The organism is Streptomyces sp. YIM 121038, assembly GCF_006088715.1.
Lineage (GTDB): Bacteria > Actinomycetota > Actinomycetes > Streptomycetales > Streptomycetaceae > Streptomyces.
The window spans coordinates 1794858-1809892 of sequence record NZ_CP030771.1 but is presented as its reverse complement, the minus strand read 5'-3'; the positions used below and the strand labels follow the sequence as shown (position 1 = coordinate 1809892).

Below are 15035 nucleotides of genomic sequence, written 5' to 3'. Positions count from 1 at the left end.
CCCCGGATCGGGAAGGGGCGGGTCTGGGGCGCACCGCGAGGGCTTGGGGGGCCAGTAACCTGGGGCAATGCTCTCCGAAGTCACCGCCGTCCGGTACGTCGCGCCCCTGCGTGAGGGCGGGTCGCTGCCCGGCCTCGTCGAGACCGCCGACGGGGACGGGGCGTACGGGACGTACGTCACGAAGTTCAGCGGTGCGGGCCAGGGCCGCAAGACCCTGGTCGCGGAGGTGATCTGCGGGCAGCTGGCCCGCCGCCTGGGGCTGCGCGTGCCGCGTCTGGCGGGCGTCGGGCTCGACCCGGTGCTCGGTCTGGCCGAGCCGGACCAGGAGGTGCAGCAGCTGCTGAAGTCCAGCGGCGGGCTGAACCTCGGCATGGAGTACCTGTCGGGCGCTGTCGGCTTCGACCCGCTGGCCTTCGTGATCGACCCCGTGGAGGCCGGCCGCGTGGTGTGGTTCGACGCGCTCGTCAACAACGTGGACCGCTCCTGGCGCAACCCCAACCTCCTGATGTGGCACGGGGACCTCTGGCTCATCGACCACGGCGCCAGCATGATCTGGCACCACAACTGGCCCACGGCCGCGACCGCTTCGGCCAGGGCGTACGACGCCTCCGACCACGCCCTCGCCCCGTACGGCCCCGACGTCGCCGCGGCCGCCGCCGCGCTGGCGCCGCTGGTCACCAAGGAACTGCTCGCCGAGGTGACCGCCGACGTGCCCGACGCGTGGCTGGACGGCGAGCCGGGCTTCGACGGCGCCGACGCGGTGCGGCAGGCGTACGCCGACGCGCTGCTCCCGCGCGCGGAGAGCATCCACGAACGGATCACCCTGGAAGGCACCGGCAAGTGACTGACGCGACCGAACCGGCTGACGCGACCGAACCGGCCGACGCGACCGGCACCCCCGCGCGGGACGTCTACGAGTACGCCCTCCTGCGGGTCGTCCCGCGCGTCGAGCGCGGCGAGCAGTTCAACGCGGGCGTGGTGCTCTACTGCCGCGCCAAGTCCTACGTGGCCGCCCGCGTCCACCTCGACGAGGCCAAGCTCCGCGCCCTCGACCCGGCGGCCGACGCCGCGGGGGTGCGCGCGGCCCTCGCCGCCGTCGCGGGCGTCTGCGCGGGCGGCGACGCGGCGGGGCAGGCCGCGCGGGACGACGCCGGGCGGCGCTTCCGGTGGCTCATCGCGCCGCGTTCGACGGTGGTCCAGCCGGGGCCCGTGCACACCGGCCTCACCGCCGACCCCGAGGCCGAGGTCGAGCGGCTCGTCGAGCTCCTGGTGCACTGACCGGGGAACTCCCCGCGCGCTGACCCCGGAGGTGCCGTTGACACCGGGTGCCAGGGCTTCTAGCGTCTCGTCTGCTGAAGGTACTAAGCGGTCGCTCACCTGGGGGCGTGCCGCGGAGCCGCATCCCAAGGGCGAGGAGAGCCAGCATGTCCACCACTGAGCAGCGCGTCGCGGTCGTGACCGGAGCGGCGCGAGGCATCGGCGCCGCCACCGCCGTACGGCTCGCCGCCGAGGGCCGCGCCGTCGCCGTGATCGACCTCGACGAGGCCGCCTGCAAGGACACCGTCGAGAAGATCACGGCGGCGGGCGGACGGGCCCTCGCCGTCGGCTGTGACGTGTCCGACGAGGCGCAGGTCGAGGCTGCGGTCGCCCGCATCGCCCAGGAGCTCGGCGCCCCGACGATCCTGGTGAACAACGCGGGCGTGCTGCGCGACAACCTCCTGTTCAAGATGAGCGCGGACGACTGGGACAGGGTCATGAACGTGCATCTGCGGGGCGCGTTCCTGATGTCCAAGGCCTGTCAGAAGCACATGGTGGACGCGGGCTTCGGCCGCATCGTGAACCTCTCCAGCTCCTCCGCGCTCGGCAACCGCGGCCAGGTCAACTACGCGGCGGCCAAGGCGGGCATGCAGGGCTTCACCAAGACCCTCGCCAAGGAGCTCGGCAAGTTCGGCGTCACCGCCAACTCGGTCGCGCCCGGCTTCATCGCCACCGAGATGACCAAGGCCACCGCCGAACGCGTCGGGATGGGCTTCGAGGACTTCCAGGCCGCGGCGGCCACACAGATCCCCGTGCAGCGCGTCGGCGAGCCCGAGGACATCGCCAACGCCATCGCCTTCTTCACCGGCGACGCGGCGGGCTTCGTCTCCGGCCAGGTCCTGTACGTGGCCGGCGGCCCGCTCAACTAGCGCTCCCTTCCCGACGCAAGGCCCGACGCAAAGGACAGTACGGAATGGCAGTGCAGGACAGCGGCAAGGCGGCGCTCGTCACCGGGGCGAGCCGCGGCATCGGCTACGGCATCGCGGAGGCGCTCGTCGCCCGCGGCGACCGCGTGTGCATCACCGGGCGCAACGAGGACGCCCTCAAGGAGGCCGTCGAGAAGCTCGGCTCCGACCGCGTCATCGGCGTCGCGGGCAAGGCCCACGACGAGGCGCACCAGGCGGTCGCCGTGGAGCGGGCCATGGAGGCCTTCGGGCGCGTCGACTACCTGGTCAACAACGCCGGGACCAACCCCGTGTTCGGGCCCATGGCCGACCTCGACCTGAACGTGGCCCGCAAGGTCTTCGAGACGAACGTGATCTCGGCGCTCGGCTTCGCGCAGCTGACGTGGAAGGCGTGGCAGGGCGAGCACGGCGGCGCGATCGTGAACATCGCCTCGATCGCGGGCGTGGCCGCGTCGCCGTTCGTCGGCGCGTACGGCATGAGCAAGGCGGCCATGGTCAATCTGACGCTCCAGCTGGCGCACGAGTTCGCCCCGAAGGTCCGGGTCAACGCGATCGCCCCGGCGGTGGTCAAGACCCAGTTCGCGCGGGCGTTGTACGAGGGCCGCGAGGAGGAGGTGACGTCGGCGTACCCGCTGGGGCGGCTCGGCGTGCCGTCCGACGTCGGCGGCGCGGCGGCCTTCCTCACCTCCGCGCAGTCCGACTGGATCACCGGTCAGACGCTCGTGGTCGACGGCGGCATCTTCCTGAACGCGGGCGTGGGCTGACCGGCCGCTTCCGTCTCCGGCCGGTGCGGGCGCCCCGCCCCACCGGCCGGTGAGGGGCGGAGCGGCACATCGTACAAACCTCAACAACCGCCCGTACGCGACGTTCGCACGCATCAAGTACCGCCTCGGCGAGCCGGGTTGGAGCGGCTGGACCTTGCGGTATGGTCTGCCGCCCCATGGCACGGCAGATCGAGGAGCGCCACCGTGTTCACAAGAGGTCAGCTGCGATGTCTGCGTCCGTTCGCGGCGTCGTTGTCCATATCCCTGCTCGCCGGGTGCGGGATGTTCTCGTCCGACGACTCGGACGAGGAGGACGTCATCACGGTGGGGACGACGAGCGCGCCGACGACGCTCGACCCCGCGGCGTCCTGGGACGGCTCCTGGGAGCTGTACCGGAACGTGTTCCAGACGCTGCTGAGCTTCCCGTCCGGCGCCACGCAGCCGCAGGGGGACGCCGCGCGCTCGTGCCGGTTCACCGACGGCTCCAGCACGGTCTACGCGTGTACGCTCCGCGAGGGCCTGACGTTCTCCGACGGTGACGCGCTGGACGCCGCGGCCGTGAAGTACACCTTCGACCGCATCCGGCGCATCGACGTCAAGGGCGGCCCCGCGGGACTGCTCGGCGCCCTGGACTCGGTCTCCGCCAAGGGCGAGCGGACCGTGGTCTTCCGGCTGAAGAGGCCGGACGCGACCTTCCCGTTCGTGCTCGCCACGCCCGCCATGTCGATCGTCGACCCCGACGACTACCCGGCGGACAGGCTCCGCGAGGGCGACGGGGTCACCGGCTCGGGCCCGTACGAGCTGGACGACTACCGCGCCGACGACAAGGCGGTCCTGGTCAAGAACGACCGCTACCGGGGCGCCGCCGACCGCAAGAACGACGCCGTGACCATCCGCTACTTCGACGACTCCGCGGCCATGGTCGAGGCGCTGCGGGACAAGGAGCTCGACCTGACCTTCCGCGGCATCGCCGCCGAGGACATCGTGGCGCAGCAGGGCGCGGGCAAGGCGGAGCACCTCCGGCTCGTCGAGGGCGCGGGCGCCGAGATCCGCTACCTGGTGTTCAACCCCAAGGACCCCTGGGCGCGCAAGCCCGCGGTGCGCAAGGCGTTCGCGCAGGTCCTCGACCGCCCGGCGCTCGCGCACAAGGTGTACAAGGACACCGTCGAGCCGCTGTACTCGATGGTGCCGCGCGGGGTGAACAGCCACACCACGGGCTTCTTCGACGAGTACGGCGAGCCCAGCGCGGCCAAGGCGAAACGCATCCTCACGGCCGCGGGCATCACCGAGCGGGTGCCGCTCACCCTCTGGTACGCCACCGACCGCTACGGCTCCGTGACCGCGTCGGAGTTCGCCGAGCTCAAGCGGCAGCTGGAGGACTCGGGCCTGTTCCGGATCACGGTCAAGGGCCGCCCCTGGAAGGCCTTCGAGGCGGGCTACAAGGAGGGCCGGTACCCGGTCTTCGGGCGCGGCTGGTTCCCGGACTTCCCGGACGCGGAGAACTTCATCGCGCCCTTCGTGGGCGAGCGCAACGTCCTCAACACGCCCTACCCGTCGCCGACGATCACCGACCGGCTCCTTCCGCGCTCGCGGCGCGAGGCGGACCGGGGCAAGGTCGCCGGCGAGTTCGAGGAGGCGCAGCGCGTCCTCGTCGACGACGTCCGGCTGCTGCCGGTGTGGCAGGGCAAGCAGTACATCATGGCCAGCGAGGAGATCGCGGGCGGCGAACGGGCCCTCGACCCGTCGGCGATCATGATGATGTGGGAGCTGAGCCGGAAGACCAGCTGGTAGCCGCGGCGGCGCGGGCCGGGCGGCGGGCGGCCGTCGGCGGCCGGGGACCGGTTGTCAGTGGTCGGCGGTAGGTTCGGAGCCGAAGAACAGACCGCACACCGGAGGTTGTTGACGTGACCGACATCGCCATGCTGCCCGCGTCCTGGCGCGGAGTCCTCGGCGAGGAGCTCCAGAAGCCCTACTTCAAGGAGCTCACCGAGTTCGTCGAGGAGGAGCGGGCGAGGGGGCCGGTGTTCCCGCCGCGCGAGGAGGTCTTCGCCGCCCTGGACGCGACGCCGTACGAGGACGTGAAGGTCCTGGTCCTCGGCCAGGACCCGTACCACGGCGAGGGCCAGGGCCACGGCCTGTGCTTCTCGGTCCGCCCCGGCGTGCGGACCCCGCCGTCGCTGCGGAACATCTACAAGGAGATGCAGGCGGAGCTCGGCCTGCCGATCCCGGACAACGGCTATCTGATGCCGTGGGCCCGCCAGGGCGTCCTGCTGCTCAACGCGGTCCTGACGGTGCGCGCCGGTGAGGCGAACTCGCACAAGGGCCGGGGCTGGGAGAAGTTCACGGACGCGGTGATCCGGGCCGTCGCCGACCGCGAGGAGCCGGTCGTCTTCGTCCTGTGGGGGAACTACGCGCAGAAGAAGCTGCCCCTGATCGACCAGGAGCGGCACGTCGTGGTCAAGGGCGCCCACCCCTCCCCGCTGTCCGCCAGGAAGTTCTTCGGCTCGCAGCCCTTCACGCAGATCAACGAGGCGGTGGCGGCCCAGGGCCACGCCCCCATCGACTGGCGGATCCCGAGCGCGGGCTGACCTCGGGCCCGCCCGCCGGGCCGGGCCGGTGTCCGTCACCGGCCTGGCGCAGCGGGCGGGCGCGGGCCGCCCGCGTCGCACCGCGCCTGACGGGGATTGTCAGTGGCGGCGGCTAGCGTCGGAGCCGTGGGACGACCGAGGACTGACGGCGGACGCGGAGGGCGGCGCGGTGGTGGAGCGGCAGGAACGGACGGCGGACGGCGAGGACGTCGTGATGACCCGGATCGGACAGGCGGTCATGCTCCAGCACGCCGGTGACCGCGAGGAGGCCAGGACCCGCTTCCTCGCGCTCTGGGCGGAGATCGGCGAGGACGGCGACGCGCTGCACCGCTGCACCCTCGCGCACTACATGGCGGACACCCAGGACGACCCGGCCGACGAACTGGCCTGGGACCTCAGGGCGTTGTCGGCGGCGGACGAGCTGACCGACGAGCGGGTCGGCGCCCACCACCACTCCCTCGCCGTCCGCGGGTTCTACCCCTCGCTGCATCTGAACCTGGCGGCGGACTATGTGAAGCTCGCCCGCCCCGAGGCGGCCCGCAGCCAGCTGCGCCTCGCGCGCGGCGCGGTCGGCGCGCTCGGCGACGACAGCTACGGGGACGGCATCCGCGCGGCCCTGCACCGGCTGGAGACACAGGTGGGCGAGGGCGCCGTCGAGGAGTGACTCCGCCCCGCGCCGTGCGGCCGGGCCGTGCCTCTCAACCCCCGTACACCTGGCGGCAGATGACCGCCTGAGGGCTGTCCGGGTCCCAGTGGCCGTGTTTCTGCGCGAGGGCGCAGACTCCCGGCTCGCCGCGAGGGCGGGGCGGCGGACCGGGCGGCGTCTCACGGGGGCGGGGCCCGGGCCGGGGCGTGCTGGGGCGCGGCTGCTCGGGGCGGGTGCGCACGGGGGCCGGCGGCCCGCCCCGCACGGCCGCGCGGGGCGGTGGCGCCGGGACCGTGGCGGCGGGGGGCGCCGGGCGCAGCACCCGTCTCGGCGGCGCGGACGGCGGTGCGGCGCGCTGCAGCCGCTCGCGGGCCGGGGGCTGGGTGGCCCGCGGGGGCGGCCGGTCCCCGGAGCGGGGCGGACGCTCCGCCGGTCCCGAGGGCGCCTTCCCCCGGTCGGCGGCCGCCCGGTCGAGGCTCACGCCGACGCAGCCGGAGACGGCCGAGACGGTCACGGAGACGAGCAGGGCCATGGTGGTCGTCGTACGCCGCATCCCGAGCACTCTGCCGGGCGCTCGGCGGCGTACGGCCGTGAAGGCGGGCCGATGCGCCCGCACGGGGGACGGCACCGCCCCTCGGCCGGGGCGCGCCCTGCCGGAGTGCGCCGCCCGGCCGGGGCGCGCCCCCGTCCGCTATCCGTCCAGCATCCCGCTCAGCAACTCCCCGAATCCCGCGCGCAGTTCCGCCAGGGACGGGGTCCTCGCGCTGTACGAACCCGCCACGCAGGAGAACATCAGGCCGTCGCACCACGCGACCAGGGCCAGGGTGTGCCGGTCCGGGTCCGTGGAGCCCGCCGCGCGGACGAACGCGTGCAGCGGCTCGCGGAACCGGGCGCCCGTGGCGTCGTAGTACGCCCGCAGCTCGGGGCGTCGCGTCGCCTCCAGGGCCAGCTCGTAGCGGGACACGAGCAGGGCCCGGTGCTCGGCGCCGGAGAGGAAGCGGTGCAGGGTCCGGGCGAGGCCATCGGCCAGGCCCGCGCGGCCGGCCGCCGGGTCCGGCAGCTCGTCGGGGGTGAGCACGGCCGCCTCGCGCTGCGCCTGGCGCCGCACCGCCGCTTCGAGGAGCGCGAGCCGGGTCCGGGCGTGGTTCGACGTCGAGCCCGGGGGGAGCCCCGCCGCCTCGTCGACGGCCCGGTGCGTCAGGCCGCGCATCCCGCGCTCGGCGAGCAGGGCCAGCGCGGTGTCGGCGATCAGTTCGGGGCGCGAGGGGCCCTGGGCGCGTGCGGACATGGAGACACCCTACCCATCGCACTACAGCTGTAGTAACTTCATCCCGCGGCACTACAGCTGTAGTGCCGCGGGTGTGCGACCGAGGAGAGACCATGGCCCCCACAGGCAAGCCCCTCAAGCCCCTCACGTCCGGCAGGCCCGTCCCGTCCGGCAGGCTCGTCCCGTCCGGCGGGCCCGCCGGGCCCCACGCCGTCGTCGTGGGCGGCGGCATCGGCGGACTCACCACCGCGATCGCCCTGCACCGGTCCGGCCGGCGCGTCACCGTCCTCGAACGCGCGGCGTCCCTGGAGCCCGTCGGCTCCGGCATCGCCCTCGCCCCCAACGCCCAGCGCGCCCTCGACGTCCTCGGCCTCGGCGACGCCGTGCGCGAGCTCGCCGCCTGGCAGGGCGTGGGCGGCCTGCGCGCGCAAGGAGGCCGCTGGCTGGTGCGCACCACGTCCGCCGCCACGGCACGGGAGTTCGGCGGCGCGCTCGTGCTCCTGCACCGGGCGACGCTGGTCGACCTGCTGGTCGCCGCGCTGCCCGGCGACAGCCTGCGCACCGGTACGGCCGCGCGGCTCGTGGACCCCGGCGGGCCCGGCCGCCCCGCCGTCGTGAGCACCTCCGAGGGCGACATCGAGGCCGACCTCGTCGTCGGCGCCGACGGCATCAACTCCGGGGTCCGCGAGGAGCTGTTCCCGGCCCACCCCGGGCCCGAGTACACCGGGTTCACCGCCTGGCGGCTCGTCGTGCCCGCGCCTGAGCGGCCCTTCGCCCCGCACGAGACCTGGGGCCGCGGCGGGGTATGGGGGACCCAGCCGCTGAAGGACGGCAGGATCTACGCGTACGGCACGGCGCTCGTACCGCCGGGCACCCGCGCGCCCGACGACGAGAAGGCCGAGCTGACGCGGCGTTTCCGCGACTGGCACGACCCGATCCCCGAGATCGTCGCCGCCGCCCGCCCCGAGGACGTCCTGCGCAACGACGTGTGGCACCTGGCCACCCCGCTCGCCGCCCACCACCGCGGCCGCGTCGCGCTCGTCGGCGACGCCGCGCACGCCATGGCGCCCACCCTCGGCCAGGGCGGCAACCAGGCCATCGAGGACGGCGTCGTGCTCGCCCACCACGCGCGGCCCGGCGGCGACCTCCTCGCGGGCCTGGCCGCGTACAGCGCCGCCCGCGTGCCCCGGACCAGCGCCATCGTGAGGCGGGCCGCCCGCACCGCCCGCCTCAACCACCTCACCCACCCCGGGCTCATCACCGCGCGCGACACGCTGATCCGCGCCGCGCACCGGCTCGGCCCGAACCTGATCACGCGGGGCTTCTCCTCGATCGCCGACTGGCAGCCGCCGGGTCCCCCGTATGCTGCGGAGACGGACGCGGGGGCGCATGGGCGTCAACCGGCACGACGGTAGGGAGACAGCGGTGAAGGTCGGCTGCATCGGACTCGGTGACATCGCGCGGAAGGCGTACCTTCCGGTGCTCACCACGCAGCCAGGCGTCGAGCTGCACCTCCAGACCCGCACGCCGGCCACCCTGGAGCGGATCGGCGAGATCCACCACATCCCCGCCGGACAGCGCCACACCGACCTGGACGCGCTGCTCGCCCAGGACCTCGACGCGGCCTTCGTGCACGCGCCGACCGCCGCGCACCCCGAGATCGTGGAGCGCCTCCTGGAGGCGGGCGTGGCGACGTACGTGGACAAGCCCATCGCGTACGAACTCGCCGACTCCGAGCGGCTCGTGGAACTCGCCGAGCGGCGCGGCGTGAGCCTCACCGTCGGCTTCAACCGCCGCTACGCGCCCGGCTACGCCCAGTGCGCCGAGCACCCGCGCGAGCTGATCCTGATGCAGAAGAACCGCGTGGGCCTGCCCGAGGACCCGCGCACGATGGTGCTGGACGACTTCATCCACGTCGTGGACACGCTGCGGTTCCTCGTGCCCGGCGCCGTCGACCACGTGAGCGTGCGCGGCCGGGTCGCGGACGGCCTCCTGGAGCACGTCGTGCTCCAGCTCGCGGGCGACGGCTTCACCGCCATCGGCGTGATGAACCGGCTCAGCGGCTCCACCGAGGAGATCCTCGAAGTCTCCGGGCAGGACACCAAGCGGCAGGTCCTCAACCTCGCCGAGGTCGTGGACCACAAGGGCCAGCCCACCGTGCGGCGGCGCGGCGACTGGGTGCCGGTGGCCCGCCAGCGCGGCATCGAGCAGGTCACGCTCGCCTTCCTCGACGCCGTGCGCGCGGGCAAGGTGCTCAGCGCCCGGGACGCGCTGGCGACCCATGAGCTGTGCGAGCGGGTGGTACGAGCGGTGCGCGAGCAGGCCGCCTGAGCGCCCGCGCCGCCTCGGCGGCCGCGAGCGCCACGAGGACCGCGAGCGCGCCGTACACCGGCCAGTCGCCGAACCGCACGTACGGCGTGGTGCCCGTGGCCAGCGGAACCTCGTACTCCGCCGTGCCCGACGCCGCGGTGCCGAGCGGCTCACCGACGCGCTCGCCGCTCGGGCCGTAGACCGCGGAGACGCCGGTGAGCGTCGCGTGCACCATGGGACGGCCGGTCTCGGCGGCCCGCAGGGCGGCGAGCGAGGCGTGCTGCTCGGGGGCCCAGCTGTGCTGGAACGAGGACGTGGCGGACTGCGCGAGCAGCAGTTGTGCGCCCGCGCGGGTGAGGTGGCGGCTCATGTCGGGGAACGCCGACTCGAAGCACACCAGGGGCCCCACGCGCAGGCCGCCCGCCAGGTCCATCACGACGGGCCGCTCGCCGCGCCTGCGGTCCTCACCGGCGGCCTTGCCCACCGACGTGGCCCAGCCGAGCAGCGAGCGCGCCGGGACGTACTCGCCGAACGGGACGAGGCGCATCTTGTCGTAGCGGTCGCCCGTCGGCCCGTCCGGGCCCACGAGCACGGAGCTCTTGAAGATGCCGGGCCTGTCCGAGCGGCGGGCGTCCACGTTCACCAGGACCTCGGCGCCCGCCCGGCGCGAGAGCGCCGCGATCCGGCGGGCCAGGTCGGGCCGGTCCGCCAGGTCGTGCCCGACGCTGCTCTCGCCCCACACCACGAGGTCGAGGCCGCGGCCCGCGAGGGCGCGGGTCAGCGCCTCCTCGCGGTCGAACCGCCGGTCGGGGCCGTCCGCCCCGTCCAGGACACCGGGTTGGACGACGGCGACGCGGACGCTGCCCGCGGCCTCGGGGCGCGGGGACCAGGTCCACGCCGTGGTGGTCGCCGCGGCCACGGCGACGAGCCCGGCGACGGCGGGAGCCCGCGCCGACCGCCACGCGAGGAGCACCGCGACCCCCGTGTTCACCGCCACGACGAGCGCGCTGACCAGCCACACGCCGCCCACCGAAGCGAGCCGCAGGGCGGGCTCCACCTGCCACTGGCTGGAACCGAGCAGCCCCCACGGGCCGCCGAGGCCCTCCCAGGACCGCACCAGTTCGACGCAGAGCCAGCCGGAGGGCAGCACGAGCAGCGCGGCCGCGGCCCGCCCCCGGGACGGGGCGCCGCCGAGGAAGCGGTGCGCGAGCCAGCCCCAGGGCGCCCACAGGAGCCCGAGGAGCGCGGCGATGACGAGCGTGAACACATGCAGGCTCGGCAGCAGCCAGTGGTGCACGGCCACCATGAAGCCGAGCCCGCCGAGCCAGCCGTCGAGCGCGGCCCGCCGCCCCGATTCCGCCGAGCGGGTGAGCAGGATCCACGGCACGAGCGCGACGTACGCGAACCACCACCAGGACGGTTCGGGGAAGGCCAGCGCGGGCAGGGCGCCGCTCAGGGCGGCCAGCGAGCCGCGCTGCCACCGCGAGGCGAGGGCGGCGTCCAGGCGCTGGCGCCACGAGGGGGAGTCCCCCCGGGGCCGGGCCCGGCGGGGGGCCCACCGGCGTGGCCGCTTGCCGCTGAGTACGTCCATGCAGCGCGCCTCCTTGCCCCCGACTCGGCCCGACGCCCGGTCGTGCTCCCAGTGTGCGCGCCGGTGACGATCTAGGACAGGGGGCGGAGCCGCCCGGGTCACGGAGCGCCCCGGAGCGCCCGGCGCGCCGGGTGACCGCTTCCGTGCGGACGTGCGCGGATCCGCCGTGCGCCGACCGCTCGCGGCCCGGTCCGGGCGCGGCCCGGTCCCGTGTCCGGCCTCGGTCAGCCCGGCTCGGTGAGCGGTGGCGTCCGCTGTCCGACGACGGCCTGGTCCCACGTCTGCCCCGCGGCCTGGGTGCTGCGCCACTTCTCCCGTACGACCACCTGACGCAGCCGCCAGCCGCCGTGCGTACGCAGCGCGGTGAATTCGTAGCGGCCGCCGCAGGTGAAGTCGGGCGCGGTGGCGGGCTCGGCGTCCGGCTCCCCGGCGAACCGCATGGGGTTCAGATAGTCGGCCCGTACGCGCGCGGTGTCGCCGACGTCCTGCTCGCGGACGCCGAAGCGGAGTCTGCGGTTGACGATGAAGTGCTGGCGCATCGCGAACATGCGCATCGTCTCCGCGAGCCACGCGGAGACTTCCGTCGCGGAGCCCTCTATGCCGCCCGCCGACCGGTAGTCGGCGCGCCCTTCGGGCGTGAACAGCTGTCGGTACGCGTCCCAGTCGCCGTCGTCGACGGAACCGGCGTAGTCGGTGATGAGGGTGTCGATGGCCAAGCGGTCGATGAGGGCGGCGAGTTCCACGCGCTGCGTCATCGCCTCAGTGTTGGGCACCGGGCGTGCGGAGCCAAGAGGGAGGGCAGGGAGGGCGTGGATCGAGGAACTCCTCGTGACCTGCCCGCGGGAGGGGGGACTCCCGGGGAAGAACCCCCGGGGACAGTGTCCCCGGGGGAGGGGCGCCATAGCGTCCGGGGGAGGGGGAGTGTTGCCTAGGCGGCCTGGACGACCTCCGCGCGCACCGCCTCGGCCCACTCGGTCACCAGCTGCTCGTACTCCCGGCGCTGCTCGGCGGAGAGTCGGCCGCCGGCGCGCAGCCACAGGCCTCGTATCCGCTCGTTCAACTCGGTAGAAGACCGCACGGAACCATGGGGTTGAGGGGTTAAGGGCATGCACTCAGCCTAGGCGATGGGTCCGACAATCGGAACTGTCGGCTACCGCACACCTGCGGCACGTGATCACGCCGGAGTGGGATCCGGCGCGCGTTCCTCACGCGTCCACATCCCCGCTCCGCGCGGGGTCCGCGCCGTCCGCACCGCTCGATCGCCGCCCCACGAAGGGCAGGTGCACCACGAGCAGTGCGATGCCGCACAGCGTGACCACGCGCGTCGCGGCGTCGAGGCCGTTCCAGTCCTCGGACTGCCACATCGCGAACCACTCGCCGCCGATGCCGATGAAGCCGCCGCCGAACAGCAGCACCAGCATCAGCAGTCCCGTGGTGCTCACGCGCCGCGCCCGGGCGTAGCCGTCACCCCGGCCGCGCAGCCCGGCGATCCACAGGGCCGTGCCCGCGACGAGGGTGAGGGCGGCCAGCGTCTCCCAGGCGATGATCGCGACGTACGCGGCGTCCTGGAGGGCGCGGGACTCGACGGCCCGCCACATCAGGTCGTCGTCCTTGAACGTCGTGTCCATCGCCAGGACGTGCCGGACGAACTGCTGGTTGCTGTCGAAGTCGGTGATGTTCCCGAACGCGACGAGCGCGATGTACAGCGCGACGACACCCGTGAGGACGGCCGCCGCGACGGCCGGTGTGCCGATGCCGGTCCCCTCGTGTCTCCTCTTCGTGCGCTCGCCAGCATCTGTGGCCATGCCCAACTCCTCTCGCCCGCCTGTCCGTTCGCCCACTGCGGGCGGCTGACGACCCGCGCGGGCGGGCGCCGGAGCGGGCGCGGAACGCTCGCCCCGCCCCTTCGCACGGCGGATCGGTACGCCATTCTCACGGATCGGCGCGCGATCCCCGCGGGCCGGGTGCGCCATTTCCGCACGGCGAATCCCGGCCCGCGGCCCCGCGTCGTTCAGGACGCCGCGGGCCGGATGCGGTGGGCCGCCAGGATCCCGGCCGCCGCGAGCGCGCCGGTGAGCGTGAAGGTGGCGGTCAGGGCGACCGTCACCGTCGAGCCGTACGCCGACGCCAGCGAGACGGCGGCGCCGCCGAGGCCGCTGAGCACCGCGACCGCCAGGGTCTGGGCGAGCTGCATCGCGCCGCTGGCCTCGCCCTGCCGGTCGGCGGGCGCCTGCTCCATGGCGTCGGTGGTGGCCGCGTTGAACGCCACACCCATGCCCGCGCCGCCGGTCGCCCAGCCCACCACGGCGACCAGGGCGGGCACCGCGTCGACGAGGACGCCGAGCGCCATCACCACGATGCCCACGAGCAGCACCGCGAACCCGGCCGCGATCGGCACGGCGCGCGAACGCCCGCTCCAGCGGCCGTCGGCCCGCCCCTGCCAGGCGGCGCCGAGCACCCAGGTGATCGCGCCCGCCGAGAGGCCGAGACCCGCCTCGGACGCGCTCAGGTCCCGCAGCCGGACCAGGCCGAGCGGCAGGAACGCCTCGCTGCCGAAGTACGCCCCGCACAGCAGGAAGCGCAGCACGACCCCCGTCGGCACGCCGCGCCGCACCGCGAGGGTGCCGGGCGGCGTGACCGTGCGCAGGGCGAGCACCCCGGCGACGCCGCCGGCCACGACCAGCGGGACCAGCAGGGCGAGTTGGCGCAGCTGGAGCCCGGCGAGCAGGACGCCGGTGCCCGCCGCGAGCAGCACGCTGCGCGCGACCGGAGTGGCCCACCAGCGGGCCGCCGGGGTGTCGGCCGGGGTGCTCGCGGCGCCTTCGGGCCGGTCCAGACGGCGCAGCTGCGGCAGCGCGAGGGCGGCGGCGACCGCGATCAGGGGCAGCAGCAGGACGAAGACGCCGCGCCAGGAGATGTGGTCGGAGATCACGGCGGCGAGTGTCGGGCCGACGAGGGAGGGCACCGTCCAGCCGCCCGCGACCAGCGCGAACATCCGCGCCCGCAGCCGCTGGGGGTAGGCCAGCGAGATGGCCGCGTAGGCGAGTGCCATCACCGCGCCGACGCCGAGCCCCTGGAGGAAGCGCCCGGCGAGGAAGACGGGCCAGTTGGGCGCGGCCCCGGCGAGCGCGCAGCCGACGGCGAACACGACGAGCCCGACGGCGAGCGGCCGCGCCGGGCCGTGCCGGTCGGCGTCGCGGCCCGCGGCGACGGTGCCGATGAGGTTGGCGAGCATCAGCGCGGACAGGCCCCAGCCGTAGGCGTGCAGGCCGCCGAGCCGCTCCGCGATGTCGGGCAGGACGGTGGCCACGCCCATCGACTCGAAGGCCACGAGCCCGACGGACAGGACGATGCCCCAGGTCAGGGCGGCGTAGGGGGCGCGGAAGACGCTCTCGGCGGCGGGGGCGGCAGGGGCGGCGACGGGCTCCGACGGCCGCGGCCCGCCCGGCCCTTCCGTGTCGGCGGGTGGGACCGCCTCTGCCGCGTCAGCCGGGGGGACCGCCCCCTCCGTGTCGGCGGGTGGGACCCGGCCGCCCGCGTCGGCCGGTGGGACCGGGCCGCCCGCTTCGGGCGCGGGGGACGTGGACGCGGTGGGACCGCCGTGGACGGTCGCTTCCTGCTCTGACGGCAAGGCCGACCCCTCCTTT

The 15035-nt window shown here is 74.7% G+C and carries 16 protein-coding genes; 9 read left to right on the top strand and 7 right to left on the bottom strand.

Annotated features, from left to right (window positions below):
• Positions 1–67 precede the first annotated feature (67 nt).
• The 7 genes from C9F11_RS07115 to C9F11_RS07085 all read left to right on the top strand — a co-directional run bounded on the left by C9F11_RS07115 (position 68) and on the right by C9F11_RS07085 (position 6238).
• Entirely contained in the window at positions 68–844 is a 777-nt protein-coding gene (locus C9F11_RS07115; protein WP_138958445.1) for a HipA family kinase, read from the top strand.
• Between the two features lie 83 nt (positions 845–927).
• Entirely contained in the window at positions 928–1278 is a 351-nt protein-coding gene (locus C9F11_RS07110) for a DUF3037 domain-containing protein (RefSeq protein WP_249402147.1), read from the top strand.
• Between the two features lie 146 nt (positions 1279–1424).
• Positions 1425–2186: a 3-oxoacyl-ACP reductase FabG gene (gene fabG, locus C9F11_RS07105; RefSeq protein ID WP_138958443.1), complete on the top strand. Its 762-nt coding sequence runs from the start codon at positions 1425–1427 to the stop codon at positions 2184–2186.
• 44 nt (positions 2187–2230) lie between these two features.
• Complete coding sequence (locus C9F11_RS07100; RefSeq protein WP_138958442.1) at positions 2231–2986, top strand: SDR family oxidoreductase; 756 nt, start codon at positions 2231–2233, stop codon at positions 2984–2986.
• Positions 2987–3190: 204 nt separating this feature from the next.
• A complete protein-coding gene (locus tag C9F11_RS07095) occupies positions 3191–4777 on the top strand; it encodes an ABC transporter substrate-binding protein (protein ID WP_249401634.1) in 1587 nt (528 codons plus the stop codon).
• 128 nt (positions 4778–4905) lie between these two features.
• Complete coding sequence (ung, locus tag C9F11_RS07090) at positions 4906–5574, top strand: uracil-DNA glycosylase (protein WP_171076061.1); 669 nt, start codon at positions 4906–4908, stop codon at positions 5572–5574.
• A gap of 169 nt (positions 5575–5743) precedes the next feature.
• Positions 5744–6238, top strand: a complete 495-nt coding sequence (locus tag C9F11_RS07085) for a hypothetical protein (RefSeq protein ID WP_138958440.1) — start codon at positions 5744–5746, stop codon at positions 6236–6238.
• Positions 6239–6272: 34 nt separating this feature from the next.
• On the opposite strand, the gene C9F11_RS07080 is transcribed toward C9F11_RS07085, so the two are convergent.
• Positions 6273–6773 (bottom strand): hypothetical protein, encoded by a 501-nt coding sequence (locus C9F11_RS07080; protein ID WP_138958439.1) that lies wholly within the window; start codon positions 6771–6773, stop codon positions 6273–6275.
• A gap of 138 nt (positions 6774–6911) precedes the next feature.
• Positions 6912–7508, bottom strand: a complete 597-nt coding sequence (locus C9F11_RS07075) for a TetR/AcrR family transcriptional regulator (protein WP_138958438.1) — start codon at positions 7506–7508, stop codon at positions 6912–6914.
• 92 nt (positions 7509–7600) lie between these two features.
• Here C9F11_RS07075 and C9F11_RS07070 point away from each other — a divergent pair, with 92 nt between their 5' ends.
• Together C9F11_RS07070 and C9F11_RS07065 are read left to right on the top strand one after the other, a co-directional pair.
• Positions 7601–8902, top strand: a complete 1302-nt coding sequence (locus C9F11_RS07070) for an FAD-dependent monooxygenase (protein ID WP_138958437.1) — start codon at positions 7601–7603, stop codon at positions 8900–8902.
• A gap of 10 nt (positions 8903–8912) precedes the next feature.
• Positions 8913–9818 carry a Gfo/Idh/MocA family oxidoreductase gene (locus tag C9F11_RS07065; RefSeq protein WP_138958436.1) on the top strand — a complete coding sequence of 302 codons (906 nt, stop codon included), beginning with the start codon at positions 8913–8915 and terminating at the stop codon, positions 9816–9818.
• Here the strand turns inward: C9F11_RS07065 and lnt are convergent.
• From lnt to C9F11_RS07040, 5 genes are all read right to left on the bottom strand, one after another.
• Positions 9742–11388 (bottom strand): apolipoprotein N-acyltransferase, encoded by a 1647-nt coding sequence (lnt, locus tag C9F11_RS07060; RefSeq protein WP_138958435.1) that lies wholly within the window; start codon positions 11386–11388, stop codon positions 9742–9744. The genes C9F11_RS07065 and lnt overlap by 77 nt on opposite strands.
• 224 nt (positions 11389–11612) lie before the next feature.
• Positions 11613–12143 carry a nuclear transport factor 2 family protein gene (locus C9F11_RS07055; protein ID WP_138958434.1) on the bottom strand — a complete coding sequence of 177 codons (531 nt, stop codon included), beginning with the start codon at positions 12141–12143 and terminating at the stop codon, positions 11613–11615.
• A gap of 173 nt (positions 12144–12316) precedes the next feature.
• Positions 12317–12496 (bottom strand): hypothetical protein, encoded by a 180-nt coding sequence (locus C9F11_RS07050; protein ID WP_078868890.1) that lies wholly within the window; start codon positions 12494–12496, stop codon positions 12317–12319.
• Positions 12497–12593: 97 nt separating this feature from the next.
• A complete protein-coding gene (locus tag C9F11_RS07045) occupies positions 12594–13193 on the bottom strand; it encodes a DUF2165 domain-containing protein (RefSeq protein ID WP_138958433.1) in 600 nt (199 codons plus the stop codon).
• Between the two features lie 206 nt (positions 13194–13399).
• Positions 13400–15019, bottom strand: coding sequence for an MFS transporter (locus C9F11_RS07040; protein WP_249401633.1), 1620 nt, complete (start codon positions 15017–15019; stop codon positions 13400–13402).
• Between the last annotated feature and the right edge of the window lie 16 nt (positions 15020–15035).

What these genes read in the sequence shown, in the direction of transcription:
- ung (WP_171076061.1), top strand. Translation starts at nt 4,906, where the DNA reads ATGCTGCCCGCGTCCTGGCGCGGAGTCCTCGGCGAGGAGCTCCAGAAG.
- C9F11_RS07045 (WP_138958433.1), bottom strand. Translation starts at nt 13,193, where the DNA reads ATGGCCACAGATGCTGGCGAGCGCACGAAGAGGAGACACGAGGGGACC.
- C9F11_RS07100 (WP_138958442.1), top strand. Translation starts at nt 2,231, where the DNA reads ATGGCAGTGCAGGACAGCGGCAAGGCGGCGCTCGTCACCGGGGCGAGC.
- C9F11_RS07050 (WP_078868890.1), bottom strand. Translation starts at nt 12,496, where the DNA reads ATGCCCTTAACCCCTCAACCCCATGGTTCCGTGCGGTCTTCTACCGAG.
- C9F11_RS07070 (WP_138958437.1), top strand. Translation starts at nt 7,601, where the DNA reads ATGGCCCCCACAGGCAAGCCCCTCAAGCCCCTCACGTCCGGCAGGCCC.
- lnt (WP_138958435.1), bottom strand. Translation starts at nt 11,388, where the DNA reads ATGGACGTACTCAGCGGCAAGCGGCCACGCCGGTGGGCCCCCCGCCGG.
- C9F11_RS07115 (WP_138958445.1), top strand. Translation starts at nt 68, where the DNA reads ATGCTCTCCGAAGTCACCGCCGTCCGGTACGTCGCGCCCCTGCGTGAG.
- fabG (WP_138958443.1), top strand. Translation starts at nt 1,425, where the DNA reads ATGTCCACCACTGAGCAGCGCGTCGCGGTCGTGACCGGAGCGGCGCGA.
- C9F11_RS07080 (WP_138958439.1), bottom strand. Translation starts at nt 6,773, where the DNA reads ATGCGGCGTACGACGACCACCATGGCCCTGCTCGTCTCCGTGACCGTC.
- C9F11_RS07055 (WP_138958434.1), bottom strand. Translation starts at nt 12,143, where the DNA reads ATGACGCAGCGCGTGGAACTCGCCGCCCTCATCGACCGCTTGGCCATC.
- C9F11_RS07075 (WP_138958438.1), bottom strand. Translation starts at nt 7,508, where the DNA reads ATGTCCGCACGCGCCCAGGGCCCCTCGCGCCCCGAACTGATCGCCGAC.